A 20,940-nucleotide genomic window follows, 5' to 3' on the forward strand; every position below is an offset into this window, starting at 1 on the left:
ATAGGGCGTTCAAACAGGTAAAGCTAGGCTGTTGGCAGTTACTCCGAACGTTGAAATGCCCGATGTTCGTTCCCGCAACCCGACTCTAAAAGTAGTACAACGCCTTGAAATTCAAAAGCTCCGGTTGGTATTTATTGGATTCTAGCGCGGATAAACCTCGCCTTTGCAAGCTTTCAAGGTATTGAGTAGTAACATGGCAATAGTCATGGGGCCAACCCCACCGGGTACCGGAGTGATGTAGGAAGTATGCGGCGCCACTGCTGCAAAGTCCACATCGCCCTTTAATGCCCACCCCGATTTGCGACTGGCATCTTCTACGCGTGTCGTGCCCACGTCAATAACCACAGCGCCCGGCTTCACCATATCGGCCGTAACAAATTCTGGTCGCCCCAAGGCGGCCACCAAAATATCAGCAGTTTTCGTGATGCTGGCTAAGTCCTGGGTGCGAGAATGGCATAAAGTAACTGTACAGTTACCAGGCTCTAAATTCTTGGCCAGCAGAATACTAACTGGCGTACCTACGATGTTGCTGCGCCCGATAACTACGCAATGCTTGCCATCAGTAGGCAGCTCGTAGCGACGCAACAGCTCCACAATACCCGAAGGCGTAGCGGGCAGCAGGGCCGGGAGGCCAGCCACCATCCGGCCGATATTCATGGGGTGAAAGCCGTCCACATCTTTCTCGGGACGAATAGCTTCAATCACCTTTTCCGAAGAGATGTGGCGGGGCAGCGGCAACTGCACAATGAAGCCGTCAATGTCGGCGTCTTGGTTCAGTTCCTCCACCTTGGCCAACAGTTCCGCTTCCGTAATATCGTCTTCGTAGCGCAACAGAGTGCTTTCGAATCCGACCCGCTCGCAGGCCAGCACTTTGTTGCGCACGTAGGTTTCGGAGCCGCCGTCGTGGCCAACAAGAACGGCGGCTAGGTGCGGCGTTTTTTGGCCGGCTGCTTTCAAGGCAGCTACTTCGACGGCAATCTCAACTTTGATGTCCTCGGCGGTTTGCTTGCCGTCGATGAGGCGGTAGGTAGTGGCTTCGGGGGCAGTGCTCATAATGGGTTACTTTGTTGCTGCTCTAGTTTCTGTTTGTTTTCGTACGAAATGATAGCGGCAGTGCCAGCTTCCTGAATTGCCTTTTCCATGGCGGGCCAATCGTCGCGCCACCGAAATTTGCGCTCTTGGCCTTTGATGATTTTTTCTAACTGCGATTCGCTCGTACAGTTCTTGGTGAGGTTTTCAGGCATAAGATTGATGAATTCATATCACGCCGTGTCAAGAAGTGTATGAGGTGAAAAAGAAAAATCAGGCACAAAAAAACGCGCCCGGCGGGGGCGCGTTTCACTCTTTAATCGATTTTCAATACGGCCAGGAAAGCCTCTTGCGGTATTTCTACGGAACCAACTTGGCGCATTCGCTTCTTGCCTTCCTTCTGCTTTTCAAGCAGCTTGCGCTTGCGGCTGATGTCGCCACCGTAGCACTTGGCAATTACGTTTTTGCGCAGCGCCTTCACCGATTCGCGGGCAATGATCTTCTGCCCGATGCTGGCCTGAATGGCAATATCAAACATCTGGCGCGGTAGCAGTTCACGCAGCTTCTCGCAGAGGCGCCGGCCCCACTCGTAGCTTTTCGAACGGTGGACAATGGCCGACAGGGCGTCTACCTTTTCGCCGTTCAGCATGATGTCGAGCTTCACCATATCGGCTTCGCGGAAACCAATGAGTTCATAGTCCAGTGAAGCGTAGCCGCGGCTGATGGTTTTAAGCTTGTCGAAGAAGTCGAACACGATTTCCGAGAGCGGCAGTTCGAAACTCATCTCCACCCGCTCCGAAGTCAGATAGCTCTGGCCTTTGATGATGCCGCGCTTCTCCATGCAAAGCGTGATAATCGGCCCTACATAGTCGGCGGCCGTGATGATTTGGGCTTTGATGTAAGGCTCTTCAATCAGCTTAATCATGTTCGGCTCCGGCATCTCCGACGGCGCGTTGATAGTCAGAAGCTGGTCTTTGGTGCCAATAGCGTGGAACTGCACCGACGGCACAGTGGTAATTACCGTCATGTCGAATTCCCGCTCGAGGCGCTCCTGCACAATTTCCATGTGCAGCATCCCGAGAAAGCCGCAACGGAAACCGAAACCAAGGGCGGCCGAGGTTTCGGGCTCCCACACTAAAGAGGCATCGTTGAGTTGCAGCTTTTCCATGGCCGTGCGCAACTCTTCGTACTCACTGGTTTCTACGGGATAGATACCAGCAAACACCATCGGTTTCACATCTTCGAAGCCGTGAATGGCGTCCTGCGTCGGGTTGTGTACGTGCGTAATGGTGTCGCCTACCTTCACTTCACGGGCTTCCTTAATGCCGGAAATCAGGTAGCCCACGTTGCCCGCGCCCATTTGCTGGCGCGGCTCCTGGTTGAGACCCAAAATACCGATTTCGTCGGCGCCGTACTCTTTACCCGTGGCCATGAAGCGCAGCTTGTCGCCTTTGCGCATGGTGCCGTTCTTGATGCGAAACAACACCTCAATGCCGCGGTACGAGTTGAAAACAGAATCGAAAATCAGGGCTTGCAGGGGGGCCTCCGGGTCGCCTTTGGGCGCGGGAACCCGCTCGATAATAGCGTTTAAGATGTCTTCGATGCCAATGCCGGTTTTACCGGATGCATGAATTATATCTTCGATATCACAGCCAATAAGATCCACAATTTCGTCGGAAACCTCTTCCGGCATAGCATGGGGCAAGTCGATCTTGTTGAGCACCGGAATGATCGTCAGATCAGCTCCGATGGCCAGGTACAGGTTGGAAATGGTCTGGGCCTCGATACCTTGCGAAGCATCAACAATGAGTAGGGCGCCTTCACAGGCGGCAATGCTGCGTGATACTTCGTAGCTGAAATCGACGTGGCCGGGCGTATCAATCAGGTTCAGCGTGTAGACTTCCCCTTTGTAGGGGTACTGCATCTGAATAGCGTGGCTTTTGATGGTGATGCCCCGCTCCCGCTCCAAGTCCATGTTGTCGAGCAGTTGGGCCTGCATGTCGCGCTTGGCCACGGTACTGGTGAACTCCAACAGGCGGTCGGCCAGGGTACTCTTGCCGTGGTCGATGTGGGCAATGATGCAGAAATTGCGGATGTTCTTCACTAGAGGCGGTTTTTTGCAACTGTAAAGGTAGACAAAGCGGGCTGGAAAAGCTAGCAGCGCTGCCTTGGTGGCGTCCAGCATCCGCCTCTTACAGCCCAATTCTACCCTGAACGTGGTCCGGTTATCTTTCGCTGGCAGCTACTGGCCGAGTGCGAGGATACGCTCGGAGTCAGTGCAACTAACAGCGTTGGCAAAGCAGGCAGCCGAGCTATACTATTCTCGCAAAAAGGAGATGAATTGTCGCAAACATGAGCTGGTAGTTGACCGTCACCCACGAAATAACGTTGTTGATGGGGTATTCTTTCCTTATTAACCCCACAACCATTATGGGTATCACCCTCAAACAAGCACAAACGGCCGTACAGGCCGCGCACGAAAAATGCCTTGAAATGGGCGTTAAAATGAACATTGCCGTGGTCGACTCGGGCGCCAACTTGGTGGCTTTTATCCGCATGGATGATGCTTGGTTAGGCTCACTCGACATTTCCATCAAAAAAGCCAAAACGGCTCGCTTCTTTGATATGCCTACCGGCGACTTAGGCCAAGCATCGCAGCCGGGCGGACCGCTCTACAACATCGAGCATTCCAACGGTGGCCTCATTACTTTCCCCGGCGGCATTCCTCTTCGGAATAGTGAGGGTCAGATTTTTGGCGCCATCGGCGTCTCGGGGAGCACAGTTGAGGACGACCACGCGGTAGCCGAAGCGGGCGTGCAGGCCTTGCAGAGCCAATAGTTTCGCCTGAACGGCAACCTACTTCACGATCTAACCTTACATCCGATGGCTGACAATAGAGGCGTAGTGTATCTGGGACCCGGCAAAGTCGAGGTTCAGGATATAGCTTTCCCAGAGCTAAAGAATCCCAAGGGCCGCAACATCACGCACGGTGTGATTCTGAAGGTGGTTTCCACTAATATTTGCGGTTCCGACCAGCACATGGTGCGCGGCCGGACTACCGCCCCCGCCGGGTTGGTGTTAGGCCACGAAATCACGGGCGAGGTAATAGAAGTTGGAGCCGACGTGGAGTTTCTTAAGCCAGGCGACTTGGTGTCGGTGCCATTCAATGTGGCCTGCGGCCGATGCCGTACCTGTAAGGAAATGAAAACCGGCATCTGCCTGACCGTGAACGAAGGACGCGCGGGCGGCGCGTATGGCTACGTAGATATGGGCGGCTGGGTTGGTGGCCAAGCCGAATATGTAATGGTGCCGTACGCTGATTTCAACTTGCTTAAGTTTCCGAACAAGGACCAAGCAATGGAGAAAATCCGGGATTTAACCATGCTGAGCGACATTTTTCCGACGGGTTTTCACGGCGCCGTGAAGGCCGGCGTAGGCCCTGGCACAACCGTGTACATCGCCGGAGCCGGGCCCGTAGGCCTGGCCGCCGCGGCCTCGGCCCAGCTGCTGGGCGCCGCCGTCGTGATTGTAGGTGACATGAACAAGGCCCGGTTGGCCCACGCCCGCTCCTTCGGCTGCGAAACTGTGGATCTGACCCTGGATGCCACTTTAGCGGAACAAATCACCCAGATTCTGGGCGTCCCCGAAATTGACTGCGCCGTAGACTGCGTCGGGTTCGAGGCCAGTGGCCACGGCACTGATTCCAAGAAGGAAGTACCCGCCGCCGTGCTTAATTCGCTGATGGAAATCACTCGCGCTGGTGGCTCTATCGGTATTCCGGGCCTCTACGTGACCGAGGACCCTGGCGCCGAGGACAAAGCTGCGCAAAAAGGCAGCCTTTCCATCCGGTTCGGCTTGGGCTGGGCCAAAAGCCACTCCTTCCACACCGGCCAAACGCCCGTAATGAGCTACAACCGCCAACTGATGCAGGCTATTTTGTACGACAAAGTACAGATTGCCAAAGCCGTAAACGTGGAGGTCATTACCCTCGATCAGGCTCCCGAAGGCTATGCCGAGTTTGATAGCGGCGTGGCGAAGAAGTTCGTCATCAATCCGCACAATCTGATTCCGGCCTAGTTTTTCACCGAGTGCTTGCTGTAAAGAGCCGGGCTGCCTGTAGGTGGTCCGGCTATTTGCGTTCTGTACCATACTGCAATCCGCTTTATGTATAACACACAGAATATCCAGTACAAACATCACCTTGCGAGGTAAGCGTGCGTAAATGAAGGCGGACCGATTGGCTGGCTACTTTCAACTTAACTTCTACGCACATGAGCATTCAACTGAACCCCGCCGCCGTGAAGTTTGCCCAGCGGCTCATAGAGGAGGGCAAGCTTCAACACGACGAAGGCCATTGGGGCCAGCACAACCCCAATACCAGCGCCGAAAACGAGTTTCTGAATAAGCACGAAGTTGAAGAGTACGGTCAGTGGCACTTGGGTTTGGATATGAGCAAGGGCGAAAACACCAAGGGCCGCTACCACTTTCCCTATGGCGACTTCAAAACTGTGCACCGCGACGGCCTCATTGCCGCCAAAGAGCGCGCTGCCCAGCAAGGCTACACGGATATCGAGGAGGCCGCCAATGAACTATTGCAGGAACTCGAGAAACAGGCGGCAAAGTAAGACCACCTCAACGCCGGGCCTTGGTTCGGCGTTTTTGTTTCACTAGCAAATCGGCAACTTTCTGCAATGCCCCGGATTTCACTGAAAACCTGCAAGTGAAGATGCTTGACTAACTCGGCAATGGCGCCTTACTGGCGGGGCGGCTGGTGCCCGAAACGGAAACGGCGCCCAACTATCGGCTTGGCTGGCCAGAGCTGGAAGTAGTGCAAGCTTTCCGGTGAGGACGGGCTGCCGGGGTTTCAACTACGGCCAACGAAGTTGCGGCGGTAAGCTCAAGCTGCTGGTGTTATTTGGCACGGCCTGCGCTTAACCGCTTGGCTTTTAAATGAAACATGCGGATCAACATTATATATCCATAATATTTAATACTATATTTATCTAAACTATACTTCCTTTACCATGCAGTTGAAATCATACCCCCTATTGGCGCTGCTAGCGCTCGGTATGGCGACCAGTTGTCAGGACGATGACGACAATCCGCCCGTACCAGATCCAATCCAGTTCACGGCGGCGCCCTTTGTGCAAAACCTTACGCGGCCCATCGGCATGAGCGTGGATAGGCGTGGGCAGGTCTGGGTGACAGAAAGCGGGACAGGCCAGAATGATGCCCAGGTCTCGCTGATTACCACGGATGGGAGGGTATATCCCGTTATAACAGGGTTTATCTCTGTTATTGCGAACGGTAGCGTCGAGGGCATCAGCCATCTCCTTTATCGTGACGGAACGCTCTACGTGCTCGAAGGCGGCACGGGTAAGCTCTACGTCGTTAACGTATCCAACTTCAGGCCCGGAGACACGCCCCTTGTGGCGCAGAACTTGGCAAGTGAGGATATTGGCACTTTTGTGCGGGCTCAAAGGCTCACCACTCCCGTCAACACCAACCTCTACAATCTGACTTTCGGCCCGGATGGCAATTTATACATTGTCGATTCGGGAGCGAATGCCATCATCAAACGCGTTAGCACTACGAAGGCCCTGAGCGTGTTTGCGCGGTTCCCGAACGTTACGCCCACGGCGGAACCCGTTCCTACGGGCATCGTCCATGATGGGCAGAAGTTTCTGGTCAGCACCCTTAGTGGAGCGCCGTTTGTGACGGGCACCGCGAAAATATTTCAGGTGAGTATGACGGGCGCTGTTAGTGAGTTCCGGAGCGGCTTTACAACCTTAACCGACGTGGTTTTAACAGCCAACAACCATCCTATCGTAATTGAATATGGGCAGTTTGCCTTTTCCCCTCCCCCTCCTGGTTTTGTAGTACGAAGCGGCCGTATAGCCAACAGCGAAGGCGCAGCCCTACTGAGCAGTCTAGACAGGCCCATCGATATTGAGCGCGTCAACGACCGAACGTACTACGTGCTAAGCAACGGCGACGGGACCTTACAGAAACTGAGTTATTAATCCTTTGACTCCGCCGCTGGTGTAGCTGTTAGGGCATCGGAATTCAAACATCGTCTGTCCACCATTCCGACCAAACGGAACCAATAGAGGTGCCGGACTTTAAGGACGAGCTTGCTGGCGAGCAGAACTGCTGGGATTTCGGCTGCGGCTGGTGGAATTGCGGTAGAATATGGGTAAACTCACAGCAGACTTTCTTTATGGTTACTATATTCTAATCGTCCATTGCTACTTCGTGTTACCAAAGCTCCCATAGCAGGCTTGACATTCTTTGCTCCAATTGTCATATTCATTGCTTTACTTCTACTTGGCTGTAGGCCAATACTATCTGCTGGCGTTGCGTTGGTTTCGGTAGGTGCGACTTGGCTTGTGCAATCGGGCCTCGAAATAGATCTAGTTCGGGGAGTTCAGCGCACCTACTATACTGCACTGGGATATTCATTGGGCAGATGGAAGCCGCTGCCGCCTATTGTGGGAATTACGCTCAAATATTTTTCTACAATCAGCCACAACGAGACGCCTTCTTCCAGAACTAGTTGGGGCATCTGGAATGATGCGAACAAGCGCGACGAGGAGTTAGTAATAATGTTATCTGTTGCAGAGTCTAACACGGGTTTTATCATCAAGACGGTGCCATTATCTGAATTACAAGTAGCTCTAGAGTATGCTCAGAATATAGCTCAGCAATTAAATGTTCCGCTTAATACTTACCTGCCATCACATATCGCCATAAGAAAGTTGTAATTTTTCTTATCGGAATAATTCTCACTACATCGAACATAAAGCCCCGGCCCGCCGCGCCGGGGCTTTTTTCGTACCTTTGCTGCCCCAAATTCCACCCAATTCCCACCCGCGATGCAAGCAGCTCCCGTAGCTCCGTATAAGCCTATAAACCACGTTCGTATCGTGACGGCGGCGGCCCTCTTTGATGGGCACGACGCCGCCATCAACATCATGCGCCGCATTATCCAGAGCAGTGGCGCCGAAGTTATTCACCTGGGCCACAACCGCTCGGTGCAGGAAATCGTGGATTGCGCCATTCAGGAAGATGCGCAGGCCATTGCCATTACCTCCTACCAAGGCGGCCACAACGAGTACTTCAAGTACATGTACGACCTGCTTCAGGAGCGCGGCGCGGGTCACATTAAGATCTTCGGCGGCGGTGGCGGCGTGATTTTGCCCTCCGAAATCGAGGAGTTGCAAAAGCATGGCATCACCCGCATCTACTCCCCCGACGATGGCCGCGCCATGGGGTTACAGGGCATGATCAACGATTTGCTGGAACGCGCTGATTTCCCGACCGGCAAGAACCTGAACGGCGAAGCCGGCCACGTAAAAGAGAAAGACGCCCGCAGCATCGGCCGCCTGATTTCGGCCGCCGAGAACTTCCCGCAGGAGTTCGAGCGGGTGAAAGGCCAGCTGATTTCCGAGTTCCAGAAATCCGAAGGCGAGGCCGATCAGCGTATCGACTCCACTCCTACCGAAAGCAAGAAAGCGCCTATTCTGGGCATCACCGGTACGGGTGGCGCAGGTAAGTCGTCGTTGGTGGATGAGCTGGTACGGCGCTTCCTGATGGACTTCCCCGAGAAGACCATTGCCATTATATCCGTGGACCCGAGCAAGCGCAAAACCGGCGGCGCCCTTTTAGGCGACCGTATTCGGATGAATGCCATCAACTCGCCGCGGGTGTACATGCGCAGCCTCGCTACGCGCCAGAGCAACCTTGCGCTGAGCAAGTACGTGCAGGACGCAGTGGACGTGGTGCGCGCCGCCGACTTCGACCTGATTATCCTGGAAACCTCCGGCATCGGCCAGTCTGATACCGAAATCATCGAGCATTCCGACGCTAGCCTCTATGTGATGACGCCCGAGTACGGCGCGGCCACGCAGCTAGAGAAAATCGACATGCTCGATTTCGCCGATGTTATTGCCCTCAACAAGTTCGACAAGCGCGGGGCGCTGGATGCGCTGCGCGACGTGCGCAAGCAGTACCAGCGCAACCACGGCCTGTGGGACAAGCCGCTGGACGACATGCCCGTGTTTGGTACCATCGCCTCGCAGTTCAACGACCCCGGCATGAACCGGCTGTACCGGGCGCTGCTCGCTACCGTAGAACAGAAAACCGGCGTGCCCTTCGCCTCACAGCTCGAAACCTCGAAGGAGGACTCCGAGAAGATTTACATCATTCCGCCGCACCGCACGCGGTACCTTTCCGAAATCACCGAAACCATCCATCAATATGACCAGTGGGTTGATAAACAATCGGCAGTGGCCCAGCAGCTCTTCGGAATCCGGGAAGCCATCGGAGCCGTTGAAAGCCTCGGAGCCAACTTCGGACAGCAGCAATCTGGAGGATCTGGCGCTGGGAACGGCAGCCACGGAGTCGCACCAGCAGCACTCGTGGCCGGCCTGGAGAGCACCTTCGAAGAGGTCAAGCTTCGGCTGGACGGACAGAACTGGAAACTTCTGGAGGCCTGGCCGCAAAAAGTAGCCGCCTACAAAGCGCCGGAGTTTGTGTTCAAGGTACGCGACAAGGAAATCCGCATCCAGACGCACACCACCAGCCTCTCCAACCAGCAGATTCCGAAGGTCAGCCTCCCCCGCTACACGGCGTGGGGCGACTTGCTGCGCTGGCAGCTCCAGGAAAACGTGCCCGGCGAATTCCCCTACACCGCCGGCGTGTTCCCTTTCAAACGCGAAGGCGAAGACCCCACCCGCATGTTTGCGGGCGAAGGCGGCCCCGAGCGCACCAACCGCCGCTTCCACTACGTGTCGGCGGGCTTGCCGGCCAAGCGCCTGAGCACGGCCTTCGACTCGGTGACGCTCTACGGTGAGGACCCGGACCACCGGCCCGACATCTACGGCAAAATCGGTAACGCCGGGGTAAGCATCGCCTGCCTCGACGACGCCAAGAAGTTGTATTCCGGCTTCAACCTCGCCAACCCGAGCACCTCGGTGTCGATGACCATCAACGGCCCGGCCGCGCAGCTAGCCGCTTTCTTCATGAACGCCGCCATCGACCAGCAGTGCGAGCACTATATTAAGGAGCAAGGCCTGGAGGCGGAAGTTGAAGCGAAGATCAACCAGCTTTACCAAGATAAAGGCTTGGTACGCCCAAGCTACCAGGGCGAGCTACCGGCCGGCAACGACGGCCTCGGCCTGATGCTGCTCGGCGTAACCGGCGACCAGGTGCTGCCCGCCGACGTGTACGCTACCATCAAGGCGCGCACGCTCAGCCAGGTGCGCGGCACCGTGCAGGCCGACATCCTGAAGGAAGACCAGGCGCAGAACACCTGCATCTTCAGCACCGAGTTTGCCTTGCGCCTGATGGGCGACGTGCAGGAATACTTCATCAAGGAGAAGGTTCGCAACTTCTACTCGGTGTCGATTTCGGGCTACCACATTGCCGAGGCCGGTGCTAACCCGCTCACGCAGCTGGCCCTCACGCTCAGCAACGGCTTCACGTTTGTGGAGTACTACGTGAGCCGGGGCATGGACGTGAACGACTTCGCGCCCAATCTGTCGTTCTTCTTTTCCAACGGCATCGACCCGGAGTACGCCGTAATTGGCCGCGTGGCGCGCCGCATCTGGGCCAAGGCCATGAAGCTGAAGTACGGTGCCAACGCCCGCTCGCAGATGTTGAAGTACCACATCCAGACCAGCGGCCGGAGCCTACACGCGCAGGAAATTGACTTCAACGACATCCGCACCACGTTGCAGGCCCTCTACGCCATCTACGACAACTGCAACTCCCTGCATACCAACGCCTACGACGAGGCCATCACCACGCCCACCGAGGAATCGGTGCGCCGGGCCATGGCCATCCAGCTCATCATTAACCGGGAGCTGGGCTTGGCCAAAAACGAAAACCCGCTGCAGGGCTCCTTCATCATCGAGGAGCTAACCGACCTGGTGGAAGAAGCCGTGCTGATGGAATTTGACCGGATTACGGAGCGCGGCGGCGTGCTCGGCGCGATGGAAACCATGTACCAGCGCGGCAAGATTCAGGAGGAAAGCATGCACTACGAAATGCTGAAACACACCGGCGAGTACCCCATCATCGGCGTGAACACCTTCCTTTCCTCGAAAGGCTCGCCCACGGTTGTCCCGGCCGAGGTAATCCGCGCGACGGAAGAGGAAAAGCAGTATCAAATTACGATGCTCCAGAACCTGCACGCCCGCAACCAAGGCACTGCCGAGCAGCGCCTAAAGCAGCTGCAACAAGTAGCCATTGCCAACGGCAACCTCTTCGAGGAGCTAATGGAAACCGTGAAGTTCTGCTCCCTCGGCCAGATCACAAATGCGTTGTTTGAAGTCGGCGGACAGTATCGACGGAATATGTAGAAGGCCAGTTTGGCTGAATGAAAACGGGTGCCACCTTGCTGAGGTAGCACCCGTTTTATGCTTCATAACAAACTACTATATGAAACACGCCGAAAAGCTAGATGCTATCCTTCGTGAGCTTTACGACCGAGGATCCGATAAAAAGGATCAAATGCTAAATCAAATATGCGAGGCCAAGAATATCCCGCTTAAGTCAAGAGATGAGTTATATGCAATTGCAGATAGATTGGAGAAAGATGGATACGTCGTATGCCAACGTATATCGGCAGGCATTTATGCGACTCTTACTAGCCACGGTATTGAATACTGCGAAGAGGATTCCTACGCATATAAAGGTCATGCTATCGTTACCAACCAGTACAACCTTAGTATCACAAATAGCCCCAACGCTAATATCGTATCTGCCTCTACTAGCACGAACATACAGATTACTAGTCATGGCGAGATTAAGAATAAGATCAGTGAATTAAAGAAGCGCATCAGCACTAATAATGATATCACCAACAATCAGAAAGCAGATATTCTCGAATGTATTGAAGAAGTTGAAAATGCAGTAGATTCTGGGCGTAAGCCTAAGTTTGCTTTAAAGCAGCTAATTGAGCAGGCTTCCAACGTCGCAGGTGTAGGTTCACTCTTGCTTGACTTAGGACAACTTATTATGGGTCAATAATTCTTAGTGTTTTGCATAACATATGCTTATCTAAACTACAGACTGGCGCGAGTTTAGGCGGAACTATAACTCGTGCCTAAACATGAGGTGGAGGTTGTACACCTATTGCCACACTAGCGGCAACCCAGCGCCGCGCCCTAGTGTGGCAATCCGGGCGGCGCGGCTGTTATCGGGCAACTCTTTCCGCACTGGCTTCATCTTGCGCTTCAACGATACCAACTGCCTGCGGGCTTTACCGTTATTCGCATTGTATGAGATTATCCATTTTGCTTGGGGGCTTCGTGTATCTGATTGGGCTGCTGAGCGGAGTTGCCGCTTTCGGCCAGGGCAGCGGCGCGTCGGACCCATATGCCAAAGCCCGGAAGATAGTGGCGGATCGGGATACAATTGTAGCTCCCAACGGCGTGCAGGAGTCGTATGCCGTGCCGGTGGGCGGCGTGCGGCAATGGGTGTATGTGCGGGGGCAGGACAAGCGCAACCCCATCATCCTGTTTGTGCACGGCGGACCAGCTTCGCCGATGGCCCCGCTGGCGTGGACGTTTCAGCGACCCCTGGAGGAATATTTCACCGTGGTGCAGTACGACCAGCGCGCCGCCGGCAAAACCTACGCCACGAACGATACCACTGGCCTGGGTGGTACCATCCGGGTGGAGCAGTACGTGCAGGATGCCATTGCGCTGGCCGAGTTCATTTGCCACAAGTACAGCAAGCAGAAGGTTATCCTGATGGGCCACAGCTGGGGCACCATCGTGAGCATGCACGCCGCCCTCAAGCGCCCCGATTTGTTTTATGCCTACGTGGGCATGGGGCAGGTCATCAACTCCCAGGACAACGAGCAACTGAGCGTTGCGTATGCCCTGCGCGAGGCCACCAAGCAGAAAAACGAGGTAGCGCTGCGGGAGTTGCGCTCCATTTCGCCCTATCCTGGCAACCAGCCCATCACGCGGGAGCGAATCATTATTGCCCGTAAGTGGCCGCAGTATTACGGGGGCCTGTCGGCGTACCGTAGCAACTCGATGTACTATTTCAACGCCCCGCTGCTCTCCCCGGCCTACACGGCGGCCGAGGTACGGGCCATCGACCAGGGCAGTTTGTTTACGCTGGGTCGCATTCTGCCGGAATTTCTGCACGTTGATTTCAAACCAGTGAAGTCGTTTCCCATTCCCGTATTCATGCTGATGGGTCGCCACGACTACACCACGCCCTCGGAGCCCACGGCCGCCTGGCTGGCGCAGGTGAAAGCTCCGCTGAAAAAAGGCATCTGGTTTGAAAACTCTGCGCACCTGCTGCCGATGGAAGAACCCGGCAAGCTGCTGCTCACCTTAGTAAATGAGGTGCGGCCCTTGGCCAAATAAAGACGCCTATTTGCGTCTTGTTGTTGAACAACTGGGAACGTGCCATATGAAACAAACTAATCAACTTTCGACGAAGCATCAACCCCACCAGCAAGGAGACGTAAATACGCGCCCTTTACACCGATATACCCGGTGCGTAGCATAATTGGCGGCTGGAAGACATACCTGGGTTCGCTGAAGAGCCCCCGCGTCTTCCAGCCGCCAATTGTCTAGCTTTACTCCATGCGCACGGCTTTCAATAGGTGGGGAAAGAGTCTACTACTGGTGTTTTTGGTGCTGGCCGCCTGCTCATCACCAGACCAGCAGACCGGCATCCCGACTCAGGACCCCACCACGGGTGAGGTTTACACGCGGCGCCGCGTGGTGGTAAACGACTCGCTCATACGGGGCCGCGTGCTCGACCGGCACGACTCGGTGCTGGTGGACACCCGCCTGCAATACCTGCTGAAGCTGCCGCGCCGGCCCCCGCTCGACACCCTGGCTTTGGGTGAGCTATTAGGTTGGGACTCCCTGACCGTCCGGCGACGCATTGCCGATGCCTTACCCTACGAAGAAGCGCCGGCCGGCTTTCCGGTTCAGCTCAGTCTCACCGCGGCCGAAGCCAAGCGGGTGCGCCAGGATAGTAGCACCTCGGTGCCCAACCTAACCCTAACAGAGCGCACCCGCCGGGTTTATACCACCGGCGCGGGCGCCCCCGTGCTGGGCTACAGGAGCGCGGAGGCGCAGGCATTCTACCGCCAGGCCAAGCGCTACCGGCGCGGCCGCTTCTACCGACTGCGTAGCGGCGGGGTCGAAACCTACTACAATGGCCTGCTCAACGGCCGCCACGGCTACCTGCATCCTTTAGTGGATGCTAAAGGACAAGAGCACGGCACCTGGGCGAAGGACACCACCTTCCAGCAAGGCCAGGACCTGCACCTGACCATCGACGTGAAGCTGCAAGCCTACGCCGAAAAGCTGCTGGGCGGCCGCAAGGGTTACCTTGTGGCTTTGGACCCGCGCACCGGGGAAATCCTGTGCGCAGTGTCAGCACCCGTATACCAGCCGGCTACCATCACCGCGCCCGACCAGGCCGGGGTGCGCGCCAAGCTGCTGGAAAGCGAAGACATGCCGCTACTGAACCGACCGGCCATGCTGGCCAATCCGCCCGGCTCGGTGTTTAAGCTGGTGAATGCCGCCGTGGCGTTGCAGCTGGGCGCCATTAGCCCCACCACCGCATTCCGCTGCGACCAGTCGTTGGTTAGCTGCGTGCACAGCCACCGGCCGGCTAAGAACCTAACCCTGGGTTTAAAGTACAGCTGCAACCCCTACTTCTACCAGGTAATGCAAAATCTCATCACCCGCATGCCCGACAGTTTAGCCGTAGACACGGTGGCCGCCCGCCACAACAACCTGACCCTCTGGCGCCGCTACGTTCGGTCGTTTGGGCTAGACTCGGTGCTGGGTGTGGACATGCCGCGCGAAGCCCCTGGCTTTCTGCCCACCGCGGCGTATTACGACAAGGCGCGCCGCACGCCTAACTGGACGTACCGTTCTATTTACTCGCTCAGCATCGGGCAGGGCGAAATCAACCTCACCGGCTTGCAAATGGCCAATATGGCGGCCATCATTGCCAACCGCGGCTGGTACTACCCCCCCCACCTAGTGCGTAGCGTTGGGAAAAGCGGGCCGCTGCCGCGCTTCACCGAAAAGCACCGCACCCTCATCGACAGCGTCCACTTCGCCGCGCTGGTGCCGGGCATGGTGGCCGTGATGCAGCGCGGCGGCACCGCCGACGCTTCCAGCCTGGCCGATGTGGGCATTACGGTAGCGGGCAAAACTGGTACCGTAGAAAACGACGAAGGCGACGACCACGCTGCTTTCGTGGGCTTCGCCCCAGCCAACAACCCCAAGATAGCCGTGGCGGTGTACATCGAAAATGCGGGTTTTGGGGCCACGGCTGCCGCACCCTGCGCCGTACTGGTGATGGAGAAATACCTGCGCGGCAGTATTGCCCCGCGCCGTAAACGCTGGGAAAAGCGGATTCAGCATCGTGCTGAAAACGGGTATTAAGCGTGCCCTTCCTGGCGCAAGTTAGACGGCACTAAACCCATACCTGATTTTTAGGTGGTCGGTGGGCCTCTGCTGCCGTGCTGGCGGCAAGCCAATACCGCGCCGGACAGCTCATCTTTTTCGCTAACTAGCGTACATGGAACACAACCCTTCTTTTCTCTCGGCGATGCTGGGCCTGCTTCTGCTCGGAAGCTGCGCGGACAATAAAACGCCCGATGCTTCGGCCACGAATGCTGCTTCCGCCCCTGCTACCTTGAGCGCAATAGCAGAGGACACCGCCCGTGTCAGTGGCAAGCCGTGCGACATCAAGCTGGCCAACATCCACTTCACCAAGGCAGTCAACGGGGCCGATACCTTGACGAAGGTGGATGCCAAGGGTAGGATGACCTTTCGGGTCGGCGAAAAGAAAGATTTTTTCTGCGACCCCAATGATAATAAGCTGTCCAACAACACGGCCCCCATCCTGCTGGCTGAAGTAGATAATACCAAGCCCTTCACTTTGGTATCGAAAGTCATCCCTGGCTTCACCGAAAAAGGCCTCTACAATGCCGGAGTGCTTTATATTTATGTAAATGATATGCGCTGGCAAAAGCACTGCTTCGAGCAAGATGAACGCGGCAACCACCGGATTGTCTCGGTGCGCACCATCGGCACCTCCGACGATAACAACCACGACGTGGTGAAATCTCCTTCGGCGTACATGAAAATCTCATCGGACACGCGCACAGTCGCTAGCTACTATTCGCTCGACAACAAGAACTGGCAATTGGTCCGGCTGTATAAGAATGATTACCCCGCCCAAATCTGGATGGGCGTGAGTGCGCAGTGCCCCGTTGATACGGGCACCGTGAGTTATTTCGAGGAAGTTAGCCTGACGCAAAACAGCGTGACGGATTTTCGCCTGGGCAACTAGCGTGCCCCCGTTGTACCTCCACTGACGCGCCAGCGGCAATTTAGAACCGTGTTATTAGGTTGAACTTAGGTGGTATTATCATTCGGGCGGGGGAAGCACTGCCTCCCGGCATGTGCGGGCACGAGTTACGCTGTGCTAAACTCACGCTGGTTGTATATATTTGCCATATTCTATCATATCAATAAAATACAATGCAAAAGACTTACCTTCTCTTTTTCTGTTTGCTATGCGTTTCTCCCACGTTTGCTCAATTCTCTCGCAGTATAGCGGAAATGAATCGTGACAAACCGTTGGAAATGCAGCGTCTTAAAAGCCAGCCTTTATTGGTGATTTTGCCGCAGGAAGAGCCTAAAATGCTGAAAAGGTTTGCCAAAGATCCCGCGCAGCTGCAAGCCTATAAAGAATCAATAGCGACGGTTAATGGAGCACTGCAACGAATGGCTGGAAAAGCATGGACTCTTTCGCCATCTGTAGAGTTTATAACGCCAGAACAGTTGGAAACATTAAAGGCTACTAATACAGGCCAATTAAACGTGCTTGAATTTGAGAAGGAACAAGTAACCGTACTTCCAACAACGATGAAGTATGCGGGTTACTCAAAGGGATACCTCGGATTCCAACTCAAAGTGATAGTAAAACAAATCGAATTCACTTTACATAAGGAACCTGTTGGTGGCGAAACACTATATGATAGCGACGTTGCTTATTGCATTAAAAGAGCAGCTAACGTTGCACAGGAAAAGGGCGCAGTATTTGAAAACAAAGAAAAAGTTAAAGCGTTAACTGTAATTGCCTGCCGAGATGCCCGGACTGCTGACCTGACTGATGCTCAAATCAAAGCCATATTCCCACTAGCCTGCAAGTTTGTTTCTCGGGAAGAATTCGAGTTAGCTGTTCGTGAAGCCTCCCCGACGAATGCTTTTTTGCGCCTTTGTTGGGCTGGCGGGGGCTTGTTCGCTCCTATAATATTCACCATGCCAGAAGCAAACTTTGTTTGCCTAGGTAAGTTCAGGAATAGTTTTGATGCTCCCTATCTCACTGAAAAGGATATGAAATCTTTTGCTAAAGATATATCGCGGTAGAATACATTCTATCTATTAGCACAAATTCGACCCGTTCTCATGAAGAGCGGGTCGTTTTGCTGATGCCATGACTACAAGGACAAAATCCAACTAAAAAATGCTTGTCCATTTAGCGGTTGCGGCCCCTTTCTGCTTGGGTTTCCTTTGCCTAAAAAAGCTATGGATGCCACCTCCTATCAACACTTCAAGCAGCTTCATTATCAGTCGGCGCCGCTGCTGCTCTCTACCATCTGGGATGCCCGAAGCGCAGCGGCTAGTCAGACTTTAGGTTTCGCGGCCGTGGGTACTTCCAGCGCGGCCATGGCCAGCATGTTGGGCTATGCCGATGGCGAGCAACTACCTTTCGCCGAGCTGCGGTACGTAGTGAGCCGCATTTGTGCCAGCACCGCCCTGCCCGTATCCGTAGATCTGGAAGGTGGCTACAGCCGCGACCCAGCTGAAATAACTCGCCATATTCAGGAGCTAGCAGTGCTGGGAGTAGCAGGAATAAATCTGGAAGATTCGGTGAGTGACAACGTCAGCCGAAAACAACAAGAACCCGAAGCTTTCAGCGAAACGATCCGTACTATCCGCCGCTTGTGCGATGAACAGCAGGTAGAGGTGTTCTTGAATGTGCGCACCGATACCTACCTGCTGGGCGCTGAAAACCCGCTGGCCGCCACGCTACAACGGCTGCATCTCTACGAAGCAGCAGGCGCCGACGGCCTTTTTGTACCGGGCTTGACCGACCTAGCCGAAACCCGCGACATTTGCCGGGCTTCGCGCCTGCCGGTGAACGTGATGGCGCTATCCACCCTCGCCGATTTTGCGGCCTTGACCGCAGCGGGCGTCCGGCGCATCAGCATGGGCAATTTCCTGTTTGAAGCCTTGGCCGCACGGCAGTTGCAGCTTGGCCAGCAAATCCAGCAAGAGCAAGCTTTCACTTCTTTATTCGCCTGATGCACCCCACCGAATTGTTAGCCCCAACTGCGGCCGAATGCTACCAGGCGTTGGTAGCCAAAGATGTAGCCTATGAAGGCCGCTTTGTGGCGGCGGTGAAAACCACCGGCATTTTCTGCCGGCCCACCTGCACGGCCCGCAAGCCCAAGCCCGAGAACGTAGAGTTCTTCCCGACCACCAAGGACGCCCTCCTCCACGGGTACCGCCCTTGCAAAGTGTGCACCCCGCTTACGGCGCGCGACACCACTCCGGCCTTTATCCACGGGCTATTGCAGCAGCTTAGTGAGTTGCCCGCCGTCAAAATCACCGATTACGATTTGCGCCAGTTGGGCCTGGAGCCCGCCACGGTGCGCCGCTGGTTTCTGCGCCAGCACGGCATCACCTTCCAAGCCTACCAACGACTCAACCGCATCAATAGGGCCTTCAAGAAACTACAAAGCGGCGAAACCGTGACGGCCGCCGCCTTCGACAGCGGCTACGAATCATTGAGTGGGTTCCAGGAGTCGTTTAAGGCGGTGTTTGGGGTGGCACCCACTCAGAGCCGACAGCAGCAGATCATCAACCTTACCCGGCTCGAAACGCCGTTGGGCACCATGCTGGCCTGTGGCACGGAGCAGGGCATCTGCCTGCTTGAATTCACGGACCGCCGCATGCTGGAAACCGAGCTGAAAGACCTGGCCCGTCGGCTTAACGCCACAATCGTGCAGAGCGACAACCCGCATTTTCAGCTACTAAGAGAACAGCTAGCGGAATACTTTGCGGGTAGCCGCCGCGAATTTTCGGTACCCTTATTCACGCCTGGCACTGTTTTCCAACAAGCCGTGTGGCAGGAACTAGGTCAGATTCCATACGGCACGACCCGCTCGTATGGGCAGCAGGCCGTGGCGCTGGGGCGGCCCAGTGCCGTGCGGGCGGTAGCCTCAGCCAATGGCATGAACCGGGTGGCCATTCTCGTGCCCTGCCACCGCGTAATTGGGGCCGACGGGCACCTCACGGGCTACGCGGGCGGGTTGTGGCGGAAAAAGTGGCTGCTAGAACTGGAGCAACAGCCGGCCCTATCTACCACCTAAAGCGTAACAGCCCCATTGAACCGGCCGGGCCAATGCCCGGTCGTTAGCGTACGGGGTGGCATAACTTTCGGGCTTTGCGTATCTATCCCGAATTATATGCGCCACAACACCCAACTACCCATGACCGTTACTATCGCTCAACATTCCGCCCAACCCCTCACTGTTTCCCGCCTTGGCTACGGCACCATGCGCCTGCCTGGCCCGGGGGTGTGGGGCGAGCCTGCCAACCGCCCCGAAGCGCTAGAGATTCTAAGAACGGCGGTGGCGCTGGGCGTGAACTTCCTGGATACCGCCGACTACTACGGCGAAGACGTAACCAACCGCCTGATTATGGAAGCCTTGCATCCGTACCCGCAGGATTTGGTTATCTGCACGAAGGTGGGCGCCACCCGCCAGCCCGACAAAAGCTGGGTGCCCTACAACACGCCCGAAAACATGCGCACCAGCATCGACAACAACTTGCGCACCCTCAAGCAAGACCAGATCCAGCTGGTGCATTTCCGCACTATGGCCCACAGCCAAGTACCGTTTGCCGAGTCGTTGGGAGCCATGTTTGAGATGCAACAAGAAGGAAAAATTCTGCATGTTGGTTTGAGCAACGTGAGCCGTGAAGAGGTGGAAGCTGGCTTGAAGATGGGCGCCATTGCCACCGTGGAAAATATGTACGGCTACGGCCAGCGCACCACTTTGCAAACACCGCACGGCGAAAGCCGGGGCGGCGAGGAAGTGCTGGACCTTTGCGCGCAACACGGCATTCCACTTATTCCCTATTTCTCGTTGCTGAACTCGCTGCCCAAAGCTGATTCTAAAATCACCGAAATAGCCCGAAAGCACACGGCGTCGGAAGCCCAAATCAACCTGGCCTGGCTACTGCACAAGTCGCCCTGGATACTGCCTATTCCGGGCACTTCCTCACTGGCGCACTTGCGGGAAAACCTAAAAGCAGCCGATATCAAGTTGAGTGAAGAGGATATGGCGTATCTGGGGTAATAAAAAGCCGCTGTTGGCAGGAAGCAACTTACGCTCGCTTCCTCCGACTCTATCCAGCAAACACAGGTTTACTTGGCAAGATGAAACTGAAACGCAGTTTTTGGTATGGCATGGTGGCGCTGCTGCTGGCAGGACCCGTGCAAGCCCAATCCCTGACGGGCGTATGGCAGGGAGTGGAAACGGATGCGGGCGAGCCAGACGAAGTGTGGCCGGCGGTGCTGCGGTTGCAGAAAATCAAAGGCACCGACTTAATGGGAGTGCTTTATCAGGAAGTCGGCGGACAACCAAACCGGTCGGTTACGTTTCAGGTGCAGGGCGCCCGTATGGCAAACGGGTTGCGCCTCGAACACGTGCGCAAGCTCAACGAAACGGGCCGCCTGCCCGGCTACTTCTGGTGCGAAGGGTCCATGACGTTCACGTATGATCCGAAAGAGGAAAAGCTAACCGGCCGCGCCGCTTACCGCCCAGTAGTGGAC

General features: G+C 55.6%; 18 protein-coding genes. 14 read left to right on the top strand and 4 right to left on the bottom strand.

The features are described 5' to 3' along the window. Positions 1-141: 141 nt before the first annotated feature. The 3 genes from ACFE7X_RS19705 to lepA form a co-directional block, all read right to left on the bottom strand. Positions 142-1,053 carry a bifunctional 5,10-methylenetetrahydrofolate dehydrogenase/5,10-methenyltetrahydrofolate cyclohydrolase gene (locus ACFE7X_RS19705; protein ID WP_375437404.1) on the bottom strand — a complete coding sequence of 304 codons (912 nt, stop codon included), beginning with the start codon at positions 1,051-1,053 and terminating at the stop codon, positions 142-144. After that, complete coding sequence (locus tag ACFE7X_RS19710; RefSeq protein ID WP_375437405.1) at positions 1,050-1,244, bottom strand: hypothetical protein; 195 nt, start codon at positions 1,242-1,244, stop codon at positions 1,050-1,052. Before ACFE7X_RS19710 ends, ACFE7X_RS19705 begins: the two co-directional genes overlap by 4 nt. 101 nt (positions 1,245-1,345) lie before the next feature. Then, positions 1,346-3,133, bottom strand: coding sequence for a translation elongation factor 4 (lepA, locus tag ACFE7X_RS19715; protein WP_375437406.1), 1,788 nt, complete (start codon positions 3,131-3,133; stop codon positions 1,346-1,348). 326 nt (positions 3,134-3,459) lie between these two features. On the opposite strand from lepA, the gene ACFE7X_RS19720 reads away from it, so the two are divergent. From ACFE7X_RS19720 to ACFE7X_RS19735, 4 genes are all read left to right on the top strand, one after another. Beyond that, positions 3,460-3,867 (top strand): heme-binding protein, encoded by a 408-nt coding sequence (locus tag ACFE7X_RS19720; protein WP_375437422.1) that lies wholly within the window; start codon positions 3,460-3,462, stop codon positions 3,865-3,867. Positions 3,868-3,912: 45 nt separating this feature from the next. Beyond that, positions 3,913-5,106, top strand: coding sequence for a formaldehyde dehydrogenase, glutathione-independent (fdhA, locus tag ACFE7X_RS19725; protein WP_375437407.1), 1,194 nt, complete (start codon positions 3,913-3,915; stop codon positions 5,104-5,106). A gap of 194 nt (positions 5,107-5,300) precedes the next feature. Continuing rightward, positions 5,301-5,654 carry a hypothetical protein gene (locus ACFE7X_RS19730; RefSeq protein ID WP_375437408.1) on the top strand — a complete coding sequence of 118 codons (354 nt, stop codon included), beginning with the start codon at positions 5,301-5,303 and terminating at the stop codon, positions 5,652-5,654. A gap of 399 nt (positions 5,655-6,053) precedes the next feature. Continuing rightward, positions 6,054-7,052 (top strand): ScyD/ScyE family protein, encoded by a 999-nt coding sequence (locus tag ACFE7X_RS19735; protein WP_375437409.1) that lies wholly within the window; start codon positions 6,054-6,056, stop codon positions 7,050-7,052. A gap of 416 nt (positions 7,053-7,468) precedes the next feature. Here ACFE7X_RS19735 and ACFE7X_RS19740 read toward each other — a convergent pair whose 3' ends face one another. Further along, positions 7,469-7,594 carry a hypothetical protein gene (locus ACFE7X_RS19740; RefSeq protein ID WP_375437410.1) on the bottom strand — a complete coding sequence of 42 codons (126 nt, stop codon included), beginning with the start codon at positions 7,592-7,594 and terminating at the stop codon, positions 7,469-7,471. A 310-nt stretch (positions 7,595-7,904) separates the two neighbouring features. On the opposite strand from ACFE7X_RS19740, the gene ACFE7X_RS19745 reads away from it, so the two are divergent. The 10 genes from ACFE7X_RS19745 to ACFE7X_RS19790 form a co-directional block, all read left to right on the top strand. After that, a complete protein-coding gene (locus tag ACFE7X_RS19745) occupies positions 7,905-11,393 on the top strand; it encodes a methylmalonyl-CoA mutase family protein (protein ID WP_375437411.1) in 3,489 nt (1,162 codons plus the stop codon). Positions 11,394-11,472: 79 nt separating this feature from the next. After that, positions 11,473-12,063 (top strand): hypothetical protein, encoded by a 591-nt coding sequence (locus ACFE7X_RS19750; protein ID WP_375437412.1) that lies wholly within the window; start codon positions 11,473-11,475, stop codon positions 12,061-12,063. A 251-nt stretch (positions 12,064-12,314) separates the two neighbouring features. Further along, complete coding sequence (locus tag ACFE7X_RS19755) at positions 12,315-13,418, top strand: alpha/beta fold hydrolase (protein ID WP_375437413.1); 1,104 nt, start codon at positions 12,315-12,317, stop codon at positions 13,416-13,418. Positions 13,419-13,640: 222 nt separating this feature from the next. Further along, positions 13,641-15,470, top strand: a complete 1,830-nt coding sequence (locus ACFE7X_RS19760) for a peptidoglycan D,D-transpeptidase FtsI family protein (protein WP_375437414.1) — start codon at positions 13,641-13,643, stop codon at positions 15,468-15,470. Positions 15,471-15,606: 136 nt separating this feature from the next. Continuing rightward, positions 15,607-16,383, top strand: a complete 777-nt coding sequence (locus ACFE7X_RS19765; protein WP_375437415.1) for a DUF1349 domain-containing protein — start codon at positions 15,607-15,609, stop codon at positions 16,381-16,383. A 191-nt stretch (positions 16,384-16,574) separates the two neighbouring features. After that, positions 16,575-17,465, top strand: coding sequence for a hypothetical protein (locus ACFE7X_RS19770; RefSeq protein WP_375437416.1), 891 nt, complete (start codon positions 16,575-16,577; stop codon positions 17,463-17,465). A 144-nt stretch (positions 17,466-17,609) separates the two neighbouring features. Next, positions 17,610-18,404 (top strand): isocitrate lyase/phosphoenolpyruvate mutase family protein, encoded by a 795-nt coding sequence (locus ACFE7X_RS19775; RefSeq protein ID WP_375437417.1) that lies wholly within the window; start codon positions 17,610-17,612, stop codon positions 18,402-18,404. Then, complete coding sequence (locus ACFE7X_RS19780) at positions 18,404-19,474, top strand: bifunctional transcriptional activator/DNA repair enzyme AdaA (RefSeq protein WP_375437418.1); 1,071 nt, start codon at positions 18,404-18,406, stop codon at positions 19,472-19,474. Before ACFE7X_RS19775 ends, ACFE7X_RS19780 begins: the two co-directional genes overlap by 1 nt. A 96-nt stretch (positions 19,475-19,570) precedes the next feature. Continuing rightward, positions 19,571-20,464 (top strand): aldo/keto reductase, encoded by an 894-nt coding sequence (locus tag ACFE7X_RS19785; protein ID WP_375437419.1) that lies wholly within the window; start codon positions 19,571-19,573, stop codon positions 20,462-20,464. 80 nt (positions 20,465-20,544) lie between these two features. Next, positions 20,545-20,940, top strand: a 396-nt coding sequence (locus ACFE7X_RS19790) for a hypothetical protein (protein ID WP_375437420.1), incomplete at its 3' end; no start/stop codon positions are given.

Origin of the sequence: uncultured Hymenobacter sp., assembly GCF_964242765.1 — a bacterium.
Lineage (GTDB): Bacteria > Bacteroidota > Bacteroidia > Cytophagales > Hymenobacteraceae > Hymenobacter.